Genomic DNA, 23780 nt, shown 5'->3' on the forward strand with positions numbered 1-23780 from the left:
TACAGTCCCTTCTTTCCTTACATATTAAACACAAAAATACCTAAAATCATTACTATTGTCCCCACAATATGGTATCTCTCCATTTGTATCTTTTTTATATGAAATAATCCTTTCATTTCAATAACAGTAGCTGTTAATAATTGAGCAACCATAAGTGTTCCAGCTGTTAATGTAACTCCCATTGAATATATCGCCATTGTTTCCGCACAAATAATCAACCCACCAAGTGCGCCAGCTGCTAAATATACTTTTTTTACACCCTTTAAATCCGTTACTTTCTCTTCTTTCTTTAACAAAAATATAGTTGTTGCAATAAGAAACCCAATTAAATGCGTAATAATACTCGTCGACCATATACCGATATCTGAACTAAGTTTCGCATTAAACGTACCTTGAAGTGTAATGAATACTCCTCCAAAAACTGAAAGTAAAATACCTTTCAAAAAAATCATCTCCTAATCTTCTATCTATGATTTAATTAAAAGCTACAATACTACAACGACAAAAGGACAAATGTCACATCAATATGAAAATAATTAGTAATGTACACGAAAAAACACATCTCAAAATATGTGAGATGCGTTTAAAATACTTCATCCGTATATAATATTTTAGTAATTAAAACTATGCTACATTAACAGCTTTATTCTTCAAAACAAACTTTCCAAATAAGAAACGTACAAGAGGTCCCATTATTATTAATTGAAGTGGGTACGCCATAATGAAATTTTTAATGAAAATCGAGAAATAAATTGAAGCGAATGAGTCACCATGTAACCCATTATGTAAATACATCATAGCCATTCCGTAAAATGACATAAAGAATACCATTCCGATTACCATTGTTGTTGCCATCGCAATAATCATGTTTACTTTTTTTGATTTATCAAATGGTAATGCAAATACAATCTTTTTCGCACACGGTCCTACGATACATATTTCAATTAATAGCGCAATAATAAATCCAATTATTAGTTCTAATGCGATCTCCTTAATATGAATTGGCCCTCCTGTTCCATTCATTAATAAATTGTAAAACGTCATAACGATAACCATCCCGAGGCACATCATCATACCAAATTGGAGGTTTTCCTTTCTTGTTGTTGGCAATTTTCATCATCCCTTCTCTTTGAGTCTTTGTCATTATATCGATATTGGAAACTCCTTCGTAAGTGAACATTTTGTGAACATTTTTAAAGCGTTTACGTGCATTTCTTCCACTCTTCACTCCAATCCTCCCACTCTATAACTTTTTACTTACAAAGGTTTTATATATTTTGATGTTGAATTATTAAATTTAATATTGAATTATATGATAATTACTACTAGGAGGATAACCATGAATAAAGCAGAATTTTACGCATATCACATCGTTACAAGGAAAACAATGAGTATCGGAAAAATCATTCACTTTGACAAAAATCAAACTAATACCCTCTATCACTTCTTTTTTGAAAGAGAACAATTAAATTCTAATGATGAAGACTCCATTCAAATTTTAAAAAGGCATTATATCAATGAGGAATTACATATAAATAATGAAAATGCTAAAGTAGTTCTGAATTATATAGATCAAACAATTAGAGCGGTTAGAGAAACTATTGTAGAAATGGTTAGACTGCAAGAATTTCCTGAATATCCCTCAAGGTTGTCTTGCTTATATGCTTCCAAAAGCTATGAGGATGCTTTGAAATGGAAAGCTTTATTTGATTCTTATAATCGAGATGTTTTACAGATTGTTAAACTACGAGTGATCGGTAGTTCTTTTGAAGGTGACGGAAATCTTTTACCGAAAGAAGATGGTATTCCTTTCGCTCAAAAAATGGAACAAGCTAGAGAGTATTGGAAAGGAAACGTTAGAAATGAACTTCCTGAGTTACTGATTAATGGGAGAATTGAAGTGGTGGAAATTATTGATGATTTTTCATCAATTAAAATTTAATTCCTGGTTAAATATTAAAGAATGGAGATTAAAATGATGAAAAAAGTGTACTTCAATCATGATGGTGGTGTAGATGATTTAATATCACTATTTTTACTACTCCAGATGGAAAATGTAGAACTTACAGGTGTTTCAGTTATTCCTGCAGATTGTTATTTAGAACCAGCAATGTCTGCCAGTCGTAAAATTATAGATCGCTTCGGCAAAAATAATATTGAGGTAGCAGCGTCCAACTCTCGTGGAAAAAACCCATTTCCAAAAGAATGGCGGATGCATGCATTTTATGTAGATGCTTTACCAATTTTAAATGAGTTTGGGAAAGTTGTTACACCTGCATCAAAAAAACCTGCACATCATCATATAATAGAGACTCTTCTACAAACTGATGGAAAAACAACTTTATTATTTACAGGGCCCCTGACTGACCTTGCTCGTGCACTATATGAATCTCCAATAATCGAAGATAAAATTGAACGTCTCGTTTGGATGGGCGGTACATTTCGTACTGCAGGCAATGTACATGAGCCAGAACATGACGGAACAGCCGAGTGGAATTCATTTTGGGATCCCGAAGCAGTAGCTCGTGTTTGGAATGCTAATATAATCATTGATTTAGTAACTCTAGAAAGTACAAACCAGGTTCCGCTAACTATAGACATACGTGAACAGTGGGCAAAAGAGCGTAAGTATATTGGTGTTGATTTCCTTGGTCAATGCTATGCAATGGTTCCCCCTCTCGTTCACTTCTCAACGAACTCTACTTACTATTTGTGGGATGTATTAACCGCTGCCTTTGCTGGGAAAGCTGATCTTGCAAAGGTACAAGCGATTAAAAGTATTGTTCATACATACGGACCTAGTCAAGGACGTACAGTGGCAACTGATGATGGGCGACCTGTAAATGTCGTTTATGATGTAAAACGTGATGTATTTTTCAACTATATAACTGAATTAGCAAAGAAAGCTTCTACTTGAAATTCTATCTATACGAAAAATAAATAAAGTCGTATAACTTCAGATGATGAGCCTGCAAAAAAAATTCAAATTGGTTGCGACTTAATATTTACTTATTAAAAGGAGTATTGAATTAACTTTCAATACTCTTTTTGTGCAATTATATTATATTTGATCAAAATAAGCGTTAATTTGATTAGAGTTGTATTTTACAGATTATTCATTTCATAACCATTTACAAAAAACGTTATTGTTTCTAATTCATCTTCATTTAATTCTCTATCTATGTCTCGTTTATACGATGCCTTTATCTTCTCTTCATCGCCTTTATGAGTTTCCGTATAAGTTCCTACTGTTTTTAGCAAATGAATTTCTTGTAAAAACTCATCCCGATTTATAGCTGTCCCATGGGAAAGAATATATGTCTCAGCATCAAATCCCTCTAATTCTTGTATCAGTTTAAACGTTCGTTTCGTTGTATAGTTCCGCTTTGCAGAAAAGATATCTGCATATATACAGTCTCCTAAAAACAAAATCTTTTCTTCTTTAATATAAATGACAACAGAGTCATGTGAATGGTCTCCGCCCACATGCTCTAACACACATGTCACATCACCAAGGTCTAATTCAAGTTGTTTCTGAAAGGTTAAGGACGGCGGAAGAATTTGAATATTTCTTGGTTTTTCACTGAACTCTTTTTTTATACAGTCCGCACAAAATTCAATTTCTGTACCCTCTTTCACTCGTGCGTCCAATGCCTCATCCGACCACTCATAAGAAACAAGTGTGTTCATCTCTTTTTTTGTTTCAAAATGTGCGATAGACAATGCATTTTGTAATACAGGCAATCCAAAAATATGATCCCAGTGCCAATGCGTTAATGCTACAAAATCAGGATTTGAGATATTTTGCTCTTTTAGCATTTCTAAAAACAATTGTGTATGTGCTTCTGAATTACCTGCATCTATCATCAAAGTCTTTTCTTTTCCAACTACCATTCCTAAGATAGGTCTATCAGTCTCGGAAACAGGTGTCATATACCAAAATGCGTTTCCTATTTTTTTAATTTGCTGCATAACTATTGCCTCCATTTTATGACTGTATAAAAATTTCCAGCCGAGAATTTCCTTTATTTTGATTACTAGTAAATAACAATGTCAGAAATGAAATCATTCTACATTTTTTATTATCTAGTGAAATACAAATACTAATTTTAACAAGGGAATCCTTTCTCAACATTTGTTACTTTTAATCTATTTTACGCTACGAATTTACATTTAAATTATATTACAATTTGTATAAATGAGATACATTTTACAATATCGAAGGGGTGTTGAACCTGGAATGCAAAGGAAACAATCATTCCCTATTTCGGTAATGTGTTAACAGGTAAAGAGTTGATCAATCAATGAATTTAATGAGGATGGCTACCATGTATCAGCTGAATAAAAAGCAGCAACTATACAGTTGCTGCTTCCAACATTTCTTTTTGTATTTCAACACGTTTGATTTGGTGAGGGTCTTTAGAAAGAATTTTAAATGCATATCCTTCGCTATTCACTGTTTGCCCTTCCTGGATATCATAATTCTGCATCAGAATCCAACCACCAATCGTGTCAACATCACTATCATTCATATGTAATCCTAGTAAATCATTTAATTCACTAATTAATACTTTACCTTCTACGACAACATGACCTTCCTTCATTTGTTGGATGGGAGGACGCTCATCTTCATCGTATTCATCACGGATTTCTCCTACAATCTCTTCCAGAATATCCTCAATGGTTACAATACCAGCCGTACCGCCGTATTCATCATATAACACAGCCAACGGAATACGTTTCTTTTGCATTTGTAGTAAAAGATTATGTATTGGTATGGTCTCAATTACTTCAATTACTGGACGCGTATACGATTGAATAGAACTGAATTCTTTTGCTTCCTTATTCATATAACGGATAAAGAAATCTTTCACATTCACCATACCAATGATTTCATCTTTATCTTCCCCAAATACTGGGTAACGTGTGTACTTTTCATCACGGATTATTTTCATATGGTCTGCTAAAGAATTATCTACATGTAGCCCTATAATTTCTGTACGAGGGACCATGATTTCTTTCGCAATACGATTGTCAAATTCAAAAATATTATTTACATATTTGTATTCAGCTTGATTAATTTCTCCACGTTCATAACTTTCAGAAAGAATCAATCGTAATTCTTCTTCTGTATGTGCTACATCATGCTCTGATGCAGGTTTTAAGCCGAACATTCCTGTTATCATCCTTGCAGAGCCATTTAACAAGCGAATAAACGGATACATGATTTTGTAGAACCAGATAAGCGGAGCCGAAAGTAATAAAGTAACCTTCTCAGCCTTTTGAATCGCAAATGTTTTTGGTGCTAACTCACCAACTACAACATGTAAGTACGTCATTATAGTAAAAGCAATTCCTAAAGATAATACACCTGCAATAGAAGGATTAATGTTCCACTTACCAAATAAAGGATGTAAAAGTCTCTCAATCGTTGGTTCACCTAGTGCCCCGAGGCCCATTGCTGTAACTGTAATCCCTAATTGACAAGCTGACAAATATTCATCCAAGTTTGATGTCACTTTCTTAGCTGCCAGCGCACCCTTCTTTCCTTCTAATACAAATTGATCAATCTTTGATCCTCTTACTTTTACAATAGCAAACTCAATTGCCACGAAAAATGCAGTACATGCGATTAAAACCGCTACCATGATTAAATTAAATATGTCCAACTAATTCCCTTAGCTTCCTTGAAACTAAAGGATTCACCTCCTGATATATTTTCTCTTTCCATACCTACAATTTCATACACATTAACATGAGATTGTATACAATCTACATTCTCAAAATGATGAGGGGTACTCTGAGAAAATCGAGGTCATTTAGCCACCTATCCGAGTCAACATCTGAGTCCAATATATTTCCACCGCCTTGATTAAATTATCTATATGTTAGCATGAGAAATAAATCCCAGTCAATGTTTACATTTGAAATACCCTGAAAATTAAACAAAGAACTTCTCTCCCCTGTTTCCTAAAATTTCTTAATGCGTGCACCAAACACTATAACATACCCTTCGCTTCCACTAACTATATTATTTTTTATTCATTATTTACATTCCTTCTCACAGCAAAAAACAAAGCTCAGTAATTTTTATCAGACTTTTCGAAAACATTTTGACACACATATTAGCCAATGCTAATATGAATAAAGAATAAACATATTAGTTATTACTAATACGAATGGAGAGGATACGATTGTGTAACTCAAATGACTTAGATATAAAAGCCAAATTTATTCGAGGCTTTGCTGATAAAACTAGACTTCAGATTCTTCAATGTATGTTAGATGGTGAAAAAACGGTATCCGAAATTGTAGAAATCACTAAAGGAAATCAGTCAAATATCTCACAACACCTAAACTGTTTAAAAGGATGCGGCATCATCCTAGGTAGACAAGAAGGAAAGTATGTCTACTATTCTTTACGCAGTACACAAATTGAACAGTTACTTACAATGTTCGATGTTGTCTTTCATGAGGTGCAAAATGAAGTAGCATCATGTGATAAAAACGATGGTTGTTTATCTCAAAAAGGAGAGAACTGATATGACAGATAAAAAGGAGAGCGAAAAACAAACAAATTGCTGTAAAAATTCTTCCATAGCATCCACAAAAGAAGAATTAGCAACGGAAACTGCATCTTGTTGCTCTTCCAAAAAAGAGATTCCTATTGTGCCAATTGTTAAAAACACTTCTTGTTGTAATGGTGAAACCAAAACTGAAAAAGAAAAAACTACAAAAGAAACATCGTCATGTTGCTCTTCTAAAACAGAGATTCCAATTATCCCTATTACTAAGGAAACCTCTTGCTGTAGTAGTAACAACAATTCTATTAAAACTGAAACTTGTTGTTCAGCTGAATTAGCCCTACAAAAAGAGTCAATGACATCAAAATCTTCTTGCTGTAGTGATAGCTCATGTGAAGATCCATCACCTCTTCTTAATACTCAGAAAATATCAGGAGATGGCGTACAAACTTATCTTGTAGAAGGTATGGATTGCGGTGCATGCGCTTTAACAATCGAAAAGCATCTACACAACGTTTCTGGCGTAGAGGAAGTTCGAGTAAACTTCGCTACTGGAAAAATGCATATTCGTCATGACCGAAATGTGGATGACATTATAAAAGAAGTATCTAACGCAGGCTTTGAAGCCACTTTAGCTGGAGCTCGTAGAGGATCAACACCTGTTTCAAAATCAAAAAATACAACTTTGATTCTCTCAGGATTATTTTTAGCTTTAGGATTTGGAGGAAACTTTACAAACATATCCCCTCTTCTTATTACATTTCTCTATGCGGTGAGCATTGGTATTAGTGGTTATAAACCTGCTAAAAGTGCCTTTTATGCAATTAGAAGTAAATCACTCGATATGAACGTTCTCATGATATCAGCCGCTATTGGTGCCGCATTAATTGGTCAATGGCTAGAAGGCGCAACAGTTGTTTGGCTATTTGCATTAGGGGCAACGCTACAAAATAAATCTATTGAACGCACAAGAGAATCTATTCGTGGATTAATTGATTTAGCCCCATCAGAAGCTTGGGTAAAAATTGGAACTGAACTTATAAAAAAATCTGTTGATGATATTGCAGTGAATACAACGATTGTTGTAAAGCCAGGTGAAAAAATCCCATTAGACGGCACAGTTATAGGAGGTACTTCTACTGTAAACCAAGCGCCAATAACTGGTGAATCTATCCCAATCGATAAACAAATTGGCGATTCCGTATATGCAGGAACAATCAATGAAGAAGGTTCGATTGAGATTACAGTAACTAAACTTGTTGAGGATACTACATTATCTCGAATTATTCATCTTGTAGAGGAAGCACAGGAAAATAAAGCACCGACAGAAGCATTTGTAGATCGTTTCGCAAAAATCTATACACCTATCGTTTTTGTATTAGCAATTGGTGTCATGATTATCCCACCCCTTCTTGGTATGGGCGAATGGATGGAATGGATTTATAAAGGTTTAGAACTTCTTGTTGTTGCGTGTCCTTGCGCTTTAGTTATCTCAACTCCTGTTGCTATTGTATCTGCAATTGGAAATGCAGCAAGAAACGGTGTACTCATTAAAGGTGGTACAGCTTTAGAAATTGCAGGTTCTTTAAATGCTATTGCGTTTGATAAAACAGGAACATTGACTGAAGGAAAACCAAAAGTAATGCATGTACGAAGCGTAGATTGTACTGAAGATGAGTTATTATCCATCGCAGCAACAATTGAAGAATACTCTAATCATCCCATTGCAAAAGCCATTACGGCATATGCGAAAGAACACCAAACTTCTATTCAAAGTGGAACCGACTTGCGCGCCATTGTAGGAAAAGGTGCGCAAGTCACGATAGATGGCGAAACATACTACGCTGGAAATAAAGTATTATATGAAGATTTTGGAGTTTCGCTTCAAATGTGGAACGAACCAATTCAGGAAATGCAAAGAATTGGTCAAACCGTGATACTTGTCGGAACGAACAAAGTCATTTTAGGTATGATTTCAGTAGCAGATTCCATTCGTTCTACTACTTATGGAACAATTCAAGAATTAAAACGATCAGGTATTCAGGAAACTATTATGTTAACAGGAGACAATGAAGGAACAGCTGAACATATTGCACAGAAAGCAAAAATAGATCGTTATTTTGCTAACTTACTTCCAGAAGATAAAGTTCATTCTGTCAAACAACTTCAATCTGAAGGAAAAACAGTGGCTATGATTGGGGACGGCATAAATGATGCCCCTGCCCTCGCTACTGCAAACCTAGGGATTGCAATGGGCGGTGCAGGAACTGATACCGCAATGGAAACGGCAGATATTGTATTAATGGCAGATAATCTTGAAAAACTTCCTTATACAATGAAACTAAGTCGGAAAGCATTGCACATCATAAAACAAAATATTTGGTTCTCATTGATTATTAAATTTATCGCCCTTGCCTTTATCTTCCCAGGTTGGCTCACTCTTTGGATGGCTGTCCTAAGTGATACAGGCGCTGCACTTATTGTAATCCTTAACAGTATGCGTTTATTACGGAACAAATAATAAGATAAGAAGCTACTGAGTAGCTCCTTATCTTATATACAAATTGAATTAGGATGTAGAAATGTTATCATTTAGTGGGCGTTTACAAAAATAAGCGTTACTGCGAGAACAGCTGAGTTACTATGAACCTATGCCAACACACTCTATCTTTTCCTCATCTTCTGATTTAAAGGTCATCCTCTTCTTGTTTTTCAAAATCACTCCATGTCCAATTGGTCCAATCATTATTTACTTTCCCTACAGTTATCAAATTCACATTATTTAATTCAATCGCTTTAGCTAAAATTTGAAAGAATATGCTCTCACTCGGTTTTTGATCATCACTAATATTAGGATGTTCCCATTCTTCTGTTTGATAAAATAGATTTGGTTTAAATTCTGCATTGATTTCATCTAATATGTCCGAGGGCTGTATCCAGAATTTCTCCTTATATATAGAAGTTAAAAAACGAATAAGTTTGGTAGGATGAAATGAATCTGTTTCAATTCCTAAACGCTTATACTCTTCTACCATTGGTGTTAAAGTAATATGTTCTCCTTTCAAAAGTAGCTCCATATGAAAAGGATCTACAAGGAAACAATCTTCATCATCGTACCAATACTCTTCATTTACCAGCGTTAAGATTTCATTGAAACATGAAAAGAATCCTTTTTGTTTGCAATCTTATTCCCCATTTCACATCTTCTGTTAAATTCGATATATAGATTATAACGAATTGATAGATTTTTCTCCATAATCAAACACTATCATTTGGACTAATCTGCCTCGCCTGTTAGTAAGCTAAAAACAAGGGTATAGAATCGGAGTGTGATAATATGGAACGTTTATGGATTCCAATAATCGTTACGTTTTTTTCGTTCGGCGGGTTACTATTAGGAGGTGCTGTTGGAGTAGCAACACGCCAACTAATTGAAGAAAAGATGCATCGCTTATACGCATTATGTGGTGGGATTTTGCTTGGGCTTTTATCACTTGAAATTATTCCTGAAACATTTTCAAGCTATGAAATAATTGGGCCTATGCTCGGTATAGCTATCGGTATTTTAGTTATGAGCTTATTAGATAACTATTGTCATCATCCGATTATACATAAGAAAGATCAACAAGCATGGCAAACCTTCCTTTTTCTTTCTTTTGCTATATTCATTCATAATATGCCGAGTGGGTTTGCGTTAGGTACAGCGTTTATAAATCATAATGACTCTGCCATTCCTTTCTTACTTGCGATTGTCATTCACCATATTCCAGAAGGATTAGCTTTAATTATTCCATTTCTTTTTACAAAACATAAATATATTTCATTTTTATTAACAACTTTATTACTTTCTCTCATCCTAGGGACCGGTACTGTTTTTGGCATTTTGATGGACGGGAAAGCTCTCCATTTACAAGGACTTATTATGGGAAGCGCAATTGGTTCTCTTGGCTATGTCACAATTCACGAAATGCTTTGGAAAGCAAAGAAACAGCTCTCTTTCCTTACATTTCTCATGTGGGCAACTAGTGGTTTTTTACTAATAACAGTGTTTACTTTATTCGCTGGTCATCATTAAAGCGAAAAAATTTATTATTTGTATATTTTTCCTTTTTCTCCAAAACATAATGTTATCTACCTATTATAAGGAGGAACGATTATGTTTGGAAAAACAGCCGGTGAAGCATTAGTGGATCTTTTAATTGACTGGGGTGTAGAACACATATATGGTATGCCTGGAGATTCCATTAATTCTATTATTGAAGCTTTAAGAAAAAAACAAGATAAAATTAAATTTATTCAAGTTCGCCATGAAGAAGCTGGTGCGTTAGCAGCGGCAGCCTATGCGAAATTAACAGGAAAACTTGGTGTTTGTATGGCTATTGCAGGACCTGGAGCGATTCATTTATTAAATGGTTTATACGATGCAAAACTCGATCAAGCTCCTGTACTAGCAATTTCAGGACAAGTAGAAAGCGATTTACTCGGAACGGATTTTTTCCAAGAAGTAAACTTAGAAAGAATGTTTGATGACGTTGCGGTTTATAACCAACGAATAATGTCAGCTGAACAGTTACCTGCTGTAGTGAATCAAGCGATTCGAATGGCATATACAAAAAAAGGTGTCTCTGTTCTTACAATTCCAGATGATGTTCCAAAATTTGAAGTGAAAAATGGTGCGCGCATTACAAACTCTTCCTTTACATTACCAGAAATATTTCCACAAGAAGAAGATTTAGCTGTAGCGAAACTCGCACTTAATGAAGCGAAAAAACCTGTTATTTTAGCCGGGAAAGGAGCTAAACATGCGAGAGAGTCTTTACTTGCATTTGCAGAACATATCGGTGCTCCAATCGTACTTACATTACCAGCTAAAGGGATTGTTCCTGATGAACACCCTCTTTGTATCGGTGGATTAGGATTAATCGGGACGAAACCTTCTTATGAAGCAATGAAGCATGCAGATACTTTAATTATGGTTGGTACTTCTTATCCGTTCACTGGTTTCTTACCCGAAAAAGCAAAAACACTTCATATTGATACAGACCCCGCACAAATTGGGAAACGTTATACGACAGATATCGGCTTAGCTGGTGATGCTGATAAAACATTAAAATGGTTAATTGAAAATGTAGAAAAACACGAGGACCATTCCTTCTTAGAGCATCATCAAGAAATGATGAAAAAGTGGGAAGAAAAATTACACAATCAAGAAGAAGATTCTTCGACTCCAATTAAACCACAGCGAGTTATGCACGCTCTGCAACAAGTAGCAGAAGATGACGCAATTCTTTCGGTCGATGTTGGAAATGTAACAGTATGGACAGCAAGGCACTTCCGCATGACAAACCAGCAATTTATCATTTCTAGTTGGCTTGCAACACTTGGCTGCGGTTTACCTGGTGCACTCGCTGGACAAATTGCTTTCCCGGATAAACAAGTGTTTGCAGTTTGTGGTGACGGCGGATTCGGAATGACAATGAATGACTTCGTAACAGCTGTTAAATATAAACTGCCAATCGTTGTCGTTGTATTAAACAATAATAAAATTGCTATGATTAAATTTGAACAAGAAGTTATGGGAAATATTGAATTTGGTACAGACTTAACGAATCCTGATTTCGCAAAATATGCTGAGGCGTGCGGTGGTATTGGATACCGTGTAGAACAGTTAGATGACTTACTTCCCGCCTTTGAAAATGCAGTAAAACAAAGTAAACCATGCATTATTGATGTAGTTGTAGATGTAAATGAAGCACCAATGCCAGCAAAAATCACATTTGGTCAAGCAGCCGGTTATACGAAACATATGATAAAAGAATTATTTGAAGAAGGTAAGATTGATTTACCACCACTTTAAATAAAAAAAGATAGCTGAAAACAATTTGTCTTCAGCTATCTTTTTTTATTTTTGCACCTCACTATGAAATGAAAAATCATTCATGGTAGGCTGTATTTGTTTCTCTACTTTCACTTCTTCCTTCTTCCGATTCGCTCTTCTAACATTCCCTAGCTTAATCGCATCTTGCATACTATTACTAACTAGATTTCCCGCTAAAATTGTCATGCTATAAAAAGCAATTGGTATAAGTACAATCCATGTATGTGTGGTTAAATGACGGAAGTTTTGACCAATTAGGCCAGTCCATTCTTTTGTTACACTATCTGCTTCTGTACCAAAAATTATTGTTCCGCCAAAAAATAATTCTAACAAACCAAGATGCAAGAGGAGTAATAAAGTACTTACAAATTGCTGGGCTACTAATAAAAGAAATGATGGTAGCATATGCGGCCATACATGGCGTTTCAACCTCTGCCACTTACTCCCGCCGAGCACAGTGGCCGCCAACATAAATTCTTCATTCTTAATACGTTTTACTTCTTGCGCTACATACAACATAACAGTTGGTACAGCAAGGCACGCAAGAACTATAATTTGAAACGCAACCCGTAAATGAAACGGAGCAGCAGCCTCTCCACTTTCAAACGTTAAAACTGCATTTAACGTAAAATAGGAAATCATAATCATTGGTACAATACTAAACGGATCAAAAAAAGATGAGATAACTGGAAATGAGCGTTTACTGTACATACCAAGTAATAAACCAATAGCTCCTCCAATTACTACACGTAAAACTGCGATAACGATACTTGCACCAACTGTCCATTTCGCTCCTTCTATTATTAACTGGAACAGGTCACGGCCTTTCTCATCAGTTCCGAACCAAAATTTACTCGACGGTGAAAACGGAGCAGCCTCTAATTCTCCTTTTTCGTTATACATCATCGTTAGTTCACGAATATTCCCATCGAAAAACAGCGTATTTCCAATACTAACAATCATTAGTACACTCAAAAAAGTAACACCTAGCCAAAATCTCACATCTCTTTTTACAACTTGCCACATGTTACACACGCTCCTTTATAACATTTTGTAAAAGCGTATGTAATAAACGAAATAGTATAAAAAGCGGTACGTATAATAAAACTAAACTCACTGTAAATATTTCTAATTTCGAATTTTCTTTCACGAAAACGAACATACCGTACGTATTAAACAGCCATTCAATAATATATAAGTTTGATAACATAAATAAAATATTCGTTTTTGCGTAATAGACTGTTGTTAACAAGACATTTCTTGAAATATGGTGCATCAAAATATGTCTTAAACTTAGCCCTTTACTCTTAGCAAATATACTATAATCTTTCTCTAATTCTTCTCTGAAACGTAATAATAGTAGCTTAATAAATAATAAAGTTGTAGGTATAGAAAGGCATATTATTGGTAATAGGCGAGCCCTTTCCTCTCCAAGTCCTGCAAATTTCACTGGCATAAAACCTGTCTTTTGAAAGATTATTACTACTAAAAGTTGAGATAATAAAATTAATAAAATGTCCGGGATACTTTCAAGTGCGACGAAAATCCCATTCCACATACGTTGCTTTGATTGAGAGCGCTGCAATACCCATACAACGATAAGATACGCAATGAGTAAAGATAGTATAAATGCCGAAATAAATACAAACATTGTCTCTACATAATGAATCCATATTTGTGGAAATAACTTTCTTGAATTCCGAAATCCATACGTAATTTCACCTGGTTGAAGTAACTTCTCTCCAAGAAACACAACTGTGTTCCAAAAACCGATTAAATCAATTTGTAATCCCTTAAATAAACGCGGTAGTGCCCCTAAAAACAGGATACAAATAAGTGCCGAAAATAATTGTAAACATGTAATTCCACACCACTTACCAATTCGAATCAACATAACTATTACCCCTTACAATTTAATAGAATATTTAGAAATAAAAAGTTAGACATATTACATCTCTTCAGCTATACCCTGCACTCTCTTTTGCCCACTAGGTAATATAGCTTGATAAAGGCACGTAACAAATAATAATAAACCAAATAGAGCATACAAACTATTTACCATTTGGATTAATACCTGTTGCTACATCGTATTGATCTGACAAGTAAAACATTAAAGAAATTCCGGCAATCATAGAACCGAGTCGCTCTAAAATATTTGCTAGAAAAAAGCGTGCATACACTTTCTTTCAAAATAACTGTAGCATTTCTTTCATACTCAATATCCTTTCTCTCGACAAAATATTATTATTTCAGTCATTTATCGGAAGTCTTGTTATATTTTTCGATCATTATCCAATCTTTTCCTTCTTTATAAAAAACAAGCTAAAAAAAAGACCCTTGTTCATACATACAAGAGTCTTTACATTTTTCTTCGCTTCATGAATTTGTCGTGGATATTTATCTAAAATCTTTAAAATTCTCGCTAATACCTACTTAATCTCTCAATTTTTTTAATTTCCTAAAGTTCGGATACATTTGATTTACTTGACGAATGTTTCACACATCCATTTATAAAACTTTTCCTTCTCTTCAAATTGCGGATAATGAGCTGATTTCTCAAAAGTAATAAATTCTTTTTTATCCGCTTCAATCATATCAAAATATTTTCTTGCTGCAAGAAATGAAGTATTATAATCGTATTTTCCCATAAGAAAATAAAACGGTAGATTCAGCTTAGTTACTTTAGTAGGTAATGGATTCTTTAAATCTTTTTCTAATAAAACTGTTTGAGAATAGGATAATCCATAGTTATAACGAATTACGTCAAACAAGTTATATTCATTACTGAATAACATCCCTATGTTATCACCATCTGGATTTTCAATAAGTCTTGAAGTTCCACCATATTTCGCAACATAATTTCGCGGGGTATATGTATCGCCATTTTTAATTTGTTCAGTTAACCCTTTTAAATGTGAAACCTCATCCGCATTCCCAGCATTTTGTGCCTGTTCAATAACGTAGTTTAAACTATCCATCTCACTTTCTACTGTATCGCTCATCTGTCCAATGCCAATATATGCTTCATATTTTTCAGGAGCTTTGTTGGCAGCCTGTATTCCAATATATGTACCATAAGAATGGCCTATTAAAATTACTTTTTCTTTGCCTAGACGTTTTGAAACGTAATCCGTCATAGCTAATAAATCCTCCACGAGTAGATCTGATGAAAGGTTAGAATAGTCTTCAAAGAAATGATACGATTTCCCGCTTGCCCTTTGATCGTAATTAACAACTGTGAATTTCTCTTCCAATAAGTCTTGATATTTTTGAGCATATGGTATTTCTGAAGAACCTGGTCCACCATGAATAAAGAGAATAACTGGATTCTTCTTATCTTTTCCGCGTATCATAATTTCATGACCACTTCCATTTATCTCTACTTGCTCTAATGTACTTATACTGTTTTCCCCCTTTATTTGCGAGGTCCATGTAGGAGATACTAACGCTATGATTAGTAATAGTATAGTAATGACTCCGATAAGTTTTATTAATTTTTTTATCTTCCTCATACAACGTTTCCTTTCCTTTAAATTTATAAAAATATCAATTCCATCTAAATTTGTTTGTACATTATTAGTCTCCCATTCATTTCTTAACTTTCCACTACATAAACCCTTAACATTTCCTTAATTTTCTATATATTCATTACAGAAAGACTTGAAAACATCTCGCATACACGTATTTATGTATCACAAACACAGAAAAAGCCCTTGTTTTCATAACAAGGACTCTTTCGTTAAACTATTTCACCACTTCTTCTTTCGGCATTACCATACCTTTATAAAGTTGGACAGTAATCCAATAATAAATGAAATAAATTACTATGAAGATTCCTATTGGCATCCACACTTTTACAAATGGGTCAACTAATATGAAGCTGAATAAGTTAAGCCCTACTAAAACGTGGGAAATTCCAATAATTGCTGGGAAGATAAATAAATATGAGATTTCTTTATATATACTTTTTGTTAACATACTACGCCTCACACCGATTTTTCGTAGCATTTCATAACGGCGTACATCACGAGAAGCTCCTGTTAATATTTTAAACATAAGAGAACTCGCCATCATCGCTAAAAATGCAATTCCAAGGAAAAATCCCATAAACATTGTTCCGCTCATGAAACTATTCATGAACTGATAAATTGTCATTTTCGTATATAGTTCTACTTTTGCGCCTGTTGTTTTTTCAATTAATTCTTTTTGTCTCTTATCTATATCGAGCAACAATGGTTTATATTTTTTCATATCATCTACTTTTGCTAATGTTACAGTATGTTCTGTTCCTTGAATTCCTTTATAACGCTCTTCATCTGCAATTCTTACAGGTTTTCCGTTAAATTGATTATGTGTAATTTGTATCTCTCTTACAACCGCATCTTCCCAATCTTTTGGCATACGAGGAAGCTTATTCGCTACTTCAGGAGCTTCCAAAGCAGAATAGACAGGTTCAGTTAAAGGTGTAGCCACACGTTTACGAGCAGGTTCTTTTAAAGTCTTTGTATCAAAATGATCTGAAATAAGTGGTGGTTTTTCAGTTAAGTCGTTACGTAAATAATAAACCGCTTCTCCATCTACTTTATACTTATACTTGCTTTCTTCAACAATTTCCATTTCTTTTAATGCCGCTTTATCTTGTTCATTTGGATCATGAATTACGACATCATATACACGTGAGAAGTCTGTCATAATGCCTACATTCTTTTGAAACGCCATACCTGCTGTCATTGCACCTGCACCTAATGCAATTAACATCGCTACAGTGCCTAGTACCCTCGATAAACTAGTTACTCGAAAACGTAACTGTGCATAAGTAAAACTATTTAATCCCGTTTCATTTCGTTTTTTATTTCCCTTAATTTTTATTACAAAAAGTGGGAGCAACGAGCTAAAAATGAAATACGTTCCTACTGTCGTAACAATTGTCGCTATTATAAATCCTAGTTCAGCAAACATTTTTATATTCACCATAAAATAGTATCCTGTACTTACTAGCAATACACCTAGTACTGTCATAATAACAGTGCGAGTCTTACTTTTCTTCACCTCATCTTGCGTTTCATCTTCACGTATTAACTCTAATTCTGTTTTACGTAATAATCGGAAACTATTCATTAAACCAGTAATGAAAAATAATATTAAGAAGAAAATAGATGTAACTAATATAGCTGGTGTGTACACAGATGCGTAATTACCTTTTGCTGAAATTTCCATTCCATTCATTAAAAAATTTCCTGCTACACTAGCAAGTACTATTCCTACTAAAATACCGATAATAATACTGACAATCCCCATACCAAAAGTCTCAATAAATAATAATTGCGCTACTTTTTTCTTTTTCGCTCCAAGCATCATGTACATACCGAGTTCTTTTCTTCTTAATGTAAGTAAAAAAGAATTGGCATATATGATATAAAAAACTGTAATGAAAGAAAGCAATATTGCACCAACCCAGAAGACGAGCCTAATACTACTAATAAGACTATTATCTTTTGTAAATTCACTATTCATCGCCATCGTTTGGAACATGTAAAAAATACTAATACTAATGACTAGACCAATAAGTAAAACCATATAATCCTTTAACATTTTTTTCATACTATGACGTGATAATTTGAATAACATAGTCTCGCCCCCCTTACTTCGACTCAGTTGCTGAGCCCATTTGGGCAAGCACACCTAAAATATCTTGATAGAAATTTTCTCGTGTTCCTTGACGTTTTAACTCTTTATAAAGAAGTCCATCCTGTATAAATAAAATACGTTCACAATAGCTCGCACTAAATGCATCGTGTGTTACCATCAAAATACTTACATTGTGATTTTCATGTAAATCTTGCATCGCTTCTAATAAACTTTTTGCATTTTTACTATCAAGTGCTCCTGTCGGTTCATCTGCTAATACGATTGCCGGATTATGTACTAAAGCTCGTGCTGCCGCTGTTCTTTGTTTTTGTCCACCAGAAACAGCAGTCGGATATTTTGTTAAAATTTCAGTAATCCCTAATTTCGTCGCAACCCCATTTACTTTTCCAGTAATCTCACTTGACGGTACGCCTTGCAGGGAAAGTGGTAAAGCGATATTTTCATAAATTGATAAATTTTCTAGTAGATTAAAGTCTTGAAAAATAAATCCTAGTTTTTGAGAACGAAAATCTGATAATGCATTCCCCTTCATAGAAGTAATATTTGTGCCAGCTATTGTTACACTACCACCTGTCGCTTGATCAAGTGTACTAATCACATTTAATAATGTCGTTTTACCAGATCCAGAAGGACCCATAATCCCTACAAACTCTCCTTCTTTAATACTTAATGAAACACCCCTTAATGCTTTTGACTGATTCTCATTTCTTTTCCCATACGTTTTTTCTACACTTTCTACAGTAACTACATTTGTTGACATCTCTTTCACTCCATCCCTTTTGTATAGTATAAATTTCCCATATATTTCTTATATTTTTCTCATAAAAATTCTTAAGAATTTTTAAATTTTCCAAATGCAGATTGAGATACATAAGAAATACAAACGATTTCTCTGCTTAATATTCTCACTTTTCTAAAATCCTTTCATTCGATTTCCCTTACATTTACCTTACATTTTTGTAAGGTTAAAAAAAACAAACCACTTCATAAGAGCATTTCTTTGGAATGAGAAATGCTTTTTATTGTTATCAAAATTTAAAAGATATTTCAATAAAAATAATAACACAATAAAAAACAATACATTTTTATTGCAAAACGATAAATCGCATGATAAAATCATGTTGTTATTACATAAGTGAGGTGCTTTTTATGAAACAAGTTACGACACTCTTTTTAAAGCTAGCTATTATTTTTATAGGATTCCCAGTTCTTGCATTGTGCATATTTTTGGTGCCTAAGATTGGGAATTTCGCTGGAGAATTGTATCCAGATATTGCTTATATGAAATCTCTCGTTTTAATCGATATGTACGCGGCAGCGATACCTTTTTACTTTGCTCTGTATCAAGCTTTTAAACTTTTAAGCTATATTGATAAGAACCAAGCGTTCTCGGAATTATCGGTAAAGGCTTTAAAGAATATAAAATACTGTGCCATCACGATCAGTACCTTGTACTTGCTAGGTATGCCACTCTACTATCTCATGGCGAAAAAAATTGATCCTCCAAGTTTCATACCAATCGGATTGACCATCATTTTCGCCTCTATGGTGATTGCCGTTTTTGCTGCTGTTCTCCAAAGGCTTTTACAAGAAGCTATTAATATAAAATCAGAAAATGATTTAACGGTCTGAGGTGGAGAATATGACAATTATTATTAATATTGATGTGATGTTAGCAAAACGAAAAATGAGCGTAACGGAGCTTTCGGAGAGGGTTGGGATTACGATGGCGAATCTTTCCATTCTGAAAAATGGGAAAGCAAAAGCGGTTCGTTTTTCAACATTGGAAGCGATATGTAAGACTTTAGATTGTCAACCAGGTGATATTTTGGAGTACAAAAGCGACGAATACACTCAATAAAAACAAATAACAACTTTCTTCAACCAATGGGATTAGATTGTAAAATTAAGATGAAGGGATAGCAATTAAGCTATCCCTTCTCTGCGTTTATTATTGTTATTTAATATACCTTTAATTACTTTAACTTCAGTATTACATATTAATGGTGTGTTTTATTATCAATCTCTATTTCCTATTTTTAATTTCCTCTTTCATACTTTCCACAAACGCATCTAGTTCAACAACTTCTGACTTCTCTTCACCATATTTCCGTACATTTACAGCTTCGCTTTCCATTTCCTTATCCCCAATAACAAGAACATACGGAACTTTTTGCATTTGCGCTTCTCTAATTTTATATCCTAACTTTTCATCTCGTATATCTCGTTCGACACGAATTCCGGCTTGTGCTAATTTATCTGCAATCCTATTTATATATTGTTCATGCACTGCATTTGAAACTGGAATTACTTTCACTTGAACTGGTGCCACCCATGCTGGGAACGCGCCTCCAAAGTGCTCAATTAATATTGCTAAAAAACGGTCTAAAGATCCTAAAACTGCTCGGTGAATGACAACTGGTCTTCTTTTTTCATTATTTTCATCTATATAATTTAAATCAAATTTTTCTGGCATTTGGAAATCAAGTTGGACTGTTCCGCACTGATGACTTCTATTTAAAGCATCTTTAATATGGAAATCAATTTTCGGACCGTAGAATGCACCGTCACCTTCATTTAATCTATATTTATAATTTAATGACTGTAATACATTTTCTAATGCCAATTCTGCTTGCTCCCATAATTTATCATCACCCATTGAATCTTCTGGACGAGTAGAAAGCTCTACTTCATACTCGAAACCAAAAGTTTTATACACATAGTCAATTTGCGCCAACACTGATTTGATTTCATCTTCAATTTGTTCTGGTGTTACAAATAAATGAGCATCATCTTGGCAGAAAGTACGAACTCTTAATAATCCGTTTAAAGCGCCACTAAATTCATGTCGATGCACTTGACCGAACTCACACATACGAATCGGTAATTCACGATAAGAATGTAATTTATTTTTAAACATAAGCATATGGCCTGGGCAATTCATCGGTTTTAACGCAAAACTTTTATGATCTACTTCTGAGAAATACATATTGTCTTTGTAATGTCCCCAGTGTCCTGACTTCTCCCATAATTCTTGATTCATCATAAATGGAGTACGCACTTCTTGATAATTGTACTCATTTTGAATTTCTCTTAAAAATGCTTCTAATTCATTGCGAATAATCTGTCCTTTTGGCAAGTAAAAAGGCATTCCCGGAGCCTCTTCCGAAAACATAAACAATTCAAGTTCACTACCTAATTTCCGATGATTTCTCTTTGCGGCCTCCTCAACAAAATGTAAATACTCTTCTAATTTTTGTTGAGAAGAGAAAGCAACACCATATATACGCTGAAGCACTTGATTGTTACTATCACCTCGCCAATATGCACCAGAAACATGAGTTAATTGAAATGCTTTCAAATAACCAGTAGATGGCAAATGTGGTCCTCTACATAAATCTACAAATTCACCTTGTTTATACAGTGTTACACTTTCTCCATTAGGAATTGCTTCTAAAAGCTCTAATTTCAAACTATCATTCATTTCTTGAAACAATTCTTTTGCTTCTTCTCGAGAAACCTCAACTCGCTCTATCTTTACATTTTCATTTATAATATTTTTCATTTCTTTTTCTATTTTCGGTAAATCTTCTACGTTTACACTACTTGGAAGATCCATGTCATAATAAAATCCATTTTCAATGACTGGCCCTACACCAAGGTTTACATCACCATAAATTCTTTTTACAGCTTGCGCTAATATATGTGCCGCAGAGTGTCTTGCAATTTTTACCCCTTCATCTGAATCCATAGTAATGATTTCAACTTTCGCACTTTCTTCAATGTTTCGTCGTAAATCAAAAGACTGATCATTAACTTTTCCTGCGACTGCTTTCTTTTTCAAGCTACTACTAATTGCCCCAGCAATTTCTTCTAAAGTAATGCCTTTCACAAATTCTTTAACGCTACCATCTGGAAATTTAATTTCGATCATCTGTTCTTTCATTTTTCATCTCTCCATTTCATAATAAAAAGCACACTCATCCCTAAAATAGGGACGAGTGTGCTTTTACCCGTGGTTCCACCCAGATTCCCATCGCAAATATACAATGGCTTCTTTTACGGTAACGTCGTTTACACGGCACTAGATACTTGATTTCCCCAGTGCAGCTCTAAGGTGGTAAGTTATTTTACTGCGTTAGGAAGTTCTCAGCTTTTCTTCCTTCTCTGTATAACCGTTTAAAATAACTCGTGTCCTTTTCTTCGCTTATTATGAAATAAAATATAAAAAAGCATATTCATCCCTAGTAAATAGGGACGAATATGCTTATATTCGTGGTTCCACCCAGATTCCCATCACAAAAAACATAATGGCTTCTTTTGCGATAACGTCGCTTACACGGCACTAGATACTTGATTTCCCCAGTGCAGCTCTAAGGTGGTAAGTTATTTTACTGCGTTAGGAAGTTCTCAGCTTTCCTTCCTTCTCTGTATAACCGTTTAAAATAACTCGTGTCCTTTTCTTTGCTTTTGTAACAAATACATTTATTGTTATTTAATATATCCTATTCATTTTATTTTTACAAGTGTTAAAAATATATCTTTTATTCAAAAAAAAGAAACCAAAAACATTTTTTGGTCTCCCCTTCTCTTTTTTACCAATCTTGTGGTTCGTAATTTAAGTCTGAAAATAGGCGTTTTTTCTCTTTTTTCGATAAATCTCTCCACTGTCCGACTGGTAAATTATTCAACTCAATATTCATAATTCTCGTACGTTTTAACGTGTATACTTGATAACCCAAAGCTTCACACATACGGCGAATTTGACGATTTAGCCCCTGTGTTAAAATAATTTGGAACTCATATTTTGATAACTGTGTTACTTCACAAGGAAGTGTTTTTGTATCTAAAATTTTAACACCTGCTGCCATTTTCTCTAAAAACTCCGGTGTAATCGGCTTATCTACTGAAACGATATATTCTTTCTCATGTTTGTTTTCAGCACGTAAAATCTCATTAACGATATCGCCATCATTCGTTAACAAAATTAAACCATCTGAGTCTTTATCGAGACGTCCGATGTGATTAATTCGTAAAGGATGATTCACTAAATCGATAATATTACCTTTTACGGCTTTTTCACTTGTACATGTAATACCTACTGGTTTATTTAAAGCGATATACACATGGTCTCGAGCAATACGAAGTTGCTCTCCATTTACTCGTACGTCATCACCTGGATTTACTTGGTCACCAATTTTTGCAACCTTACCGTTAATAATTACTTTTCTCTCGTTAATTAACTTATCTGCTCCACGTCGAGACGCTTTTCCAGCTTCACTAATAAATTTATTGATACGCAAGTTAGGCACATCCTTTTCATAAAAAATTTCAAGCTCACACTGCTTCTACCGTACAATACAAAAGGGTAAGCCTCCTATTATAACTTAAATATATTAACATGAAAGGGTATATGACGTCTTCACTTAATTACATGTTTACACGAAAATAATTGGTCCTCTTTTCCTTTTCACCTCAAACTGTTTAGCAGTCAATAGATTAACCCTTGAATATAACATCATTTATTTACTTTTTTCATAGATAATATACCGATATAAGTTTGATTAATCATGCCTAAATAACTCACAATATGTGAAAAATAAAAAAGAACCCTTTTGAAAATAATCAAAATGGATCCTTCTTCAACTAAACGAATACTAGTTTTTATACAAAAGTGTTCAATAATTATAATCTTTGATAGAAAACATCGTTCAACAAACAAAATAATC

The 23780-nt window shown here is 34.2% G+C and carries 21 protein-coding genes, 1 pseudogene and 2 other annotated features; of the genes and pseudogenes, 8 read left to right on the forward strand and 14 right to left on the reverse strand.

All coding sequences use genetic code 11. The features are described 5' to 3' along the window. Positions 1–17: 17 nt before the first annotated feature. The 3 genes from BG05_RS19910 to BG05_RS31665 form a co-directional block, all read right to left on the reverse strand. A complete protein-coding gene (locus tag BG05_RS19910; protein ID WP_003189141.1) occupies positions 18–443 on the reverse strand; it encodes a DMT family transporter in 426 nt (141 codons plus the stop codon). Positions 444–624: 181 nt separating this feature from the next. Continuing rightward, the gene (locus BG05_RS19915; protein WP_003189140.1) at positions 625–1074 is read right to left on the reverse strand and encodes a DUF2798 domain-containing protein; all 450 of its coding nucleotides are present in this window, start codon (positions 1072–1074) and stop codon (positions 625–627) included. Continuing rightward, positions 992–1228 (reverse strand): hypothetical protein, encoded by a 237-nt coding sequence (locus BG05_RS31665; protein ID WP_232294841.1) that lies wholly within the window; start codon positions 1226–1228, stop codon positions 992–994. Before BG05_RS31665 ends, BG05_RS19915 begins: the two co-directional genes overlap by 83 nt. Before the next feature lie 111 nt (positions 1229–1339). Here BG05_RS31665 and BG05_RS19920 point away from each other — a divergent pair, with 111 nt between their 5' ends. Both BG05_RS19920 and BG05_RS19925 read left to right on the forward strand, forming a co-directional pair. Further along, positions 1340–1942 carry a DUF2441 domain-containing protein gene (locus BG05_RS19920; protein ID WP_003189137.1) on the forward strand — a complete coding sequence of 201 codons (603 nt, stop codon included), beginning with the start codon at positions 1340–1342 and terminating at the stop codon, positions 1940–1942. A 33-nt stretch (positions 1943–1975) separates the two neighbouring features. Continuing rightward, a complete protein-coding gene (locus tag BG05_RS19925; protein ID WP_002165856.1) occupies positions 1976–2917 on the forward strand; it encodes a nucleoside hydrolase in 942 nt (313 codons plus the stop codon). Between the two features lie 188 nt (positions 2918–3105). On the opposite strand, the gene BG05_RS19930 is transcribed toward BG05_RS19925, so the two are convergent. Together BG05_RS19930 and BG05_RS19935 are read right to left on the reverse strand one after the other, a co-directional pair. Beyond that, positions 3106–3972 (reverse strand): MBL fold metallo-hydrolase, encoded by an 867-nt coding sequence (locus tag BG05_RS19930; protein WP_033733954.1) that lies wholly within the window; start codon positions 3970–3972, stop codon positions 3106–3108. 383 nt (positions 3973–4355) lie between these two features. Next, the gene (locus tag BG05_RS19935; protein ID WP_033733952.1) at positions 4356–5669 is read right to left on the reverse strand and encodes a hemolysin family protein; all 1314 of its coding nucleotides are present in this window, start codon (positions 5667–5669) and stop codon (positions 4356–4358) included. 525 nt (positions 5670–6194) lie between these two features. On the opposite strand from BG05_RS19935, the gene BG05_RS19940 reads away from it, so the two are divergent. After that, positions 6195–6542, forward strand: a complete 348-nt coding sequence (locus BG05_RS19940; protein ID WP_002109853.1) for an ArsR/SmtB family transcription factor — start codon at positions 6195–6197, stop codon at positions 6540–6542. A gap of 1 nt (position 6543) precedes the next feature. Beyond that, on the forward strand, positions 6544–9045 hold the full coding sequence (locus tag BG05_RS19945) for a heavy metal translocating P-type ATPase (RefSeq protein ID WP_033730094.1): 2502 nt from the start codon (positions 6544–6546) through the stop codon (positions 9043–9045). Positions 9046–9211: 166 nt separating this feature from the next. Here BG05_RS19945 and BG05_RS19950 read toward each other — a convergent pair whose 3' ends face one another. Next, positions 9212–9670, reverse strand: coding sequence for a DUF7003 family protein (locus BG05_RS19950; RefSeq protein WP_372362670.1), 459 nt, complete (start codon positions 9668–9670; stop codon positions 9212–9214). 191 nt (positions 9671–9861) lie between these two features. Between BG05_RS19950 and BG05_RS19955 the strand changes: the two genes are divergently transcribed. Both BG05_RS19955 and BG05_RS19960 read left to right on the forward strand, forming a co-directional pair. Further along, complete coding sequence (locus tag BG05_RS19955; RefSeq protein ID WP_002168426.1) at positions 9862–10599, forward strand: ZIP family metal transporter; 738 nt, start codon at positions 9862–9864, stop codon at positions 10597–10599. 81 nt (positions 10600–10680) lie between these two features. After that, entirely contained in the window at positions 10681–12381 is a 1701-nt protein-coding gene (locus BG05_RS19960) for a pyruvate oxidase (protein ID WP_002168427.1), read from the forward strand. A gap of 45 nt (positions 12382–12426) precedes the next feature. Here BG05_RS19960 and BG05_RS19965 read toward each other — a convergent pair whose 3' ends face one another. From BG05_RS19965 to BG05_RS19985, 6 genes and pseudogenes are all read right to left on the reverse strand, one after another. Beyond that, entirely contained in the window at positions 12427–13428 is a 1002-nt protein-coding gene (locus BG05_RS19965; protein ID WP_003189125.1) for an ABC transporter permease, read from the reverse strand. Between the two features lies 1 nt (position 13429). Further along, positions 13430–14296: an ABC transporter permease subunit gene (locus BG05_RS19970; protein WP_003189123.1), complete on the reverse strand. Its 867-nt coding sequence runs from the start codon at positions 14294–14296 to the stop codon at positions 13430–13432. A gap of 193 nt (positions 14297–14489) precedes the next feature. Next, positions 14490–14615, reverse strand: a pseudogene (locus tag BG05_RS31670) (MFS transporter); the annotation flags it as partial. A gap of 267 nt (positions 14616–14882) precedes the next feature. Next, positions 14883–15914, reverse strand: a complete 1032-nt coding sequence (locus tag BG05_RS19975) for an alpha/beta hydrolase (protein ID WP_003189119.1) — start codon at positions 15912–15914, stop codon at positions 14883–14885. A 232-nt stretch (positions 15915–16146) separates the two neighbouring features. Further along, the gene (locus BG05_RS19980; RefSeq protein ID WP_003189117.1) at positions 16147–18030 is read right to left on the reverse strand and encodes an ABC transporter permease; all 1884 of its coding nucleotides are present in this window, start codon (positions 18028–18030) and stop codon (positions 16147–16149) included. Between the two features lie 13 nt (positions 18031–18043). Further along, complete coding sequence (locus BG05_RS19985; RefSeq protein WP_002127303.1) at positions 18044–18811, reverse strand: ABC transporter ATP-binding protein; 768 nt, start codon at positions 18809–18811, stop codon at positions 18044–18046. Positions 18812–19200: 389 nt separating this feature from the next. Here BG05_RS19985 and BG05_RS19990 point away from each other — a divergent pair, with 389 nt between their 5' ends. Both BG05_RS19990 and BG05_RS19995 read left to right on the forward strand, forming a co-directional pair. Then, entirely contained in the window at positions 19201–19683 is a 483-nt protein-coding gene (locus tag BG05_RS19990; RefSeq protein ID WP_002127302.1) for a DUF2975 domain-containing protein, read from the forward strand. A 10-nt stretch (positions 19684–19693) separates the two neighbouring features. Next, positions 19694–19912 (forward strand): helix-turn-helix domain-containing protein, encoded by a 219-nt coding sequence (locus tag BG05_RS19995; protein ID WP_002127301.1) that lies wholly within the window; start codon positions 19694–19696, stop codon positions 19910–19912. Positions 19913–20077: 165 nt separating this feature from the next. On the opposite strand, the gene thrS is transcribed toward BG05_RS19995, so the two are convergent. Together thrS and BG05_RS20005 are read right to left on the reverse strand one after the other, a co-directional pair. Continuing rightward, positions 20078–21997 (reverse strand): threonine--tRNA ligase, encoded by a 1920-nt coding sequence (gene thrS, locus BG05_RS20000; RefSeq protein WP_003189110.1) that lies wholly within the window; start codon positions 21995–21997, stop codon positions 20078–20080. A gap of 44 nt (positions 21998–22041) precedes the next feature. After that, positions 22042–22264, reverse strand: a binding site (T-box leader). Positions 22265–22301: 37 nt separating this feature from the next. After that, positions 22302–22525, reverse strand: a binding site (T-box leader). Between the two features lie 121 nt (positions 22526–22646). After that, entirely contained in the window at positions 22647–23354 is a 708-nt protein-coding gene (locus BG05_RS20005; RefSeq protein WP_002085707.1) for a pseudouridine synthase, read from the reverse strand. Between the last annotated feature and the right edge of the window lie 426 nt (positions 23355–23780).

It is taken from the genome of Bacillus mycoides (assembly GCF_000832605.1).
Classification (GTDB): domain Bacteria; phylum Bacillota; class Bacilli; order Bacillales; family Bacillaceae_G; genus Bacillus_A; species Bacillus_A mycoides.

Coding starts and splice junctions, on each gene's coding strand:
- BG05_RS19920 (WP_003189137.1), top strand. CDS start 1,340: ATGAATAAAGCAGAATTTTACGCATATCACATCGTTACAAGGAAAACA.
- BG05_RS19945 (WP_033730094.1), top strand. CDS start 6,544: ATGACAGATAAAAAGGAGAGCGAAAAACAAACAAATTGCTGTAAAAAT.
- BG05_RS19970 (WP_003189123.1), bottom strand. CDS start 14,296: ATGTTGATTCGAATTGGTAAGTGGTGTGGAATTACATGTTTACAATTA.
- BG05_RS19925 (WP_002165856.1), top strand. CDS start 1,976: ATGATGAAAAAAGTGTACTTCAATCATGATGGTGGTGTAGATGATTTA.
- BG05_RS19990 (WP_002127302.1), top strand. CDS start 19,201: ATGAAACAAGTTACGACACTCTTTTTAAAGCTAGCTATTATTTTTATA.
- BG05_RS19985 (WP_002127303.1), bottom strand. CDS start 18,811: ATGTCAACAAATGTAGTTACTGTAGAAAGTGTAGAAAAAACGTATGGG.
- BG05_RS19965 (WP_003189125.1), bottom strand. CDS start 13,428: ATGTGGCAAGTTGTAAAAAGAGATGTGAGATTTTGGCTAGGTGTTACT.
- BG05_RS19995 (WP_002127301.1), top strand. CDS start 19,694: ATGACAATTATTATTAATATTGATGTGATGTTAGCAAAACGAAAAATG.
- BG05_RS19930 (WP_033733954.1), bottom strand. CDS start 3,972: ATGCAGCAAATTAAAAAAATAGGAAACGCATTTTGGTATATGACACCT.
- BG05_RS19960 (WP_002168427.1), top strand. CDS start 10,681: ATGTTTGGAAAAACAGCCGGTGAAGCATTAGTGGATCTTTTAATTGAC.
- BG05_RS19975 (WP_003189119.1), bottom strand. CDS start 15,914: ATGAGGAAGATAAAAAAATTAATAAAACTTATCGGAGTCATTACTATA.
- thrS (WP_003189110.1), bottom strand. CDS start 21,997: ATGAAAGAACAGATGATCGAAATTAAATTTCCAGATGGTAGCGTTAAA.
- BG05_RS19955 (WP_002168426.1), top strand. CDS start 9,862: ATGGAACGTTTATGGATTCCAATAATCGTTACGTTTTTTTCGTTCGGC.
- BG05_RS19980 (WP_003189117.1), bottom strand. CDS start 18,030: ATGTTATTCAAATTATCACGTCATAGTATGAAAAAAATGTTAAAGGAT.
- BG05_RS19915 (WP_003189140.1), bottom strand. CDS start 1,074: ATGATGATGTGCCTCGGGATGGTTATCGTTATGACGTTTTACAATTTA.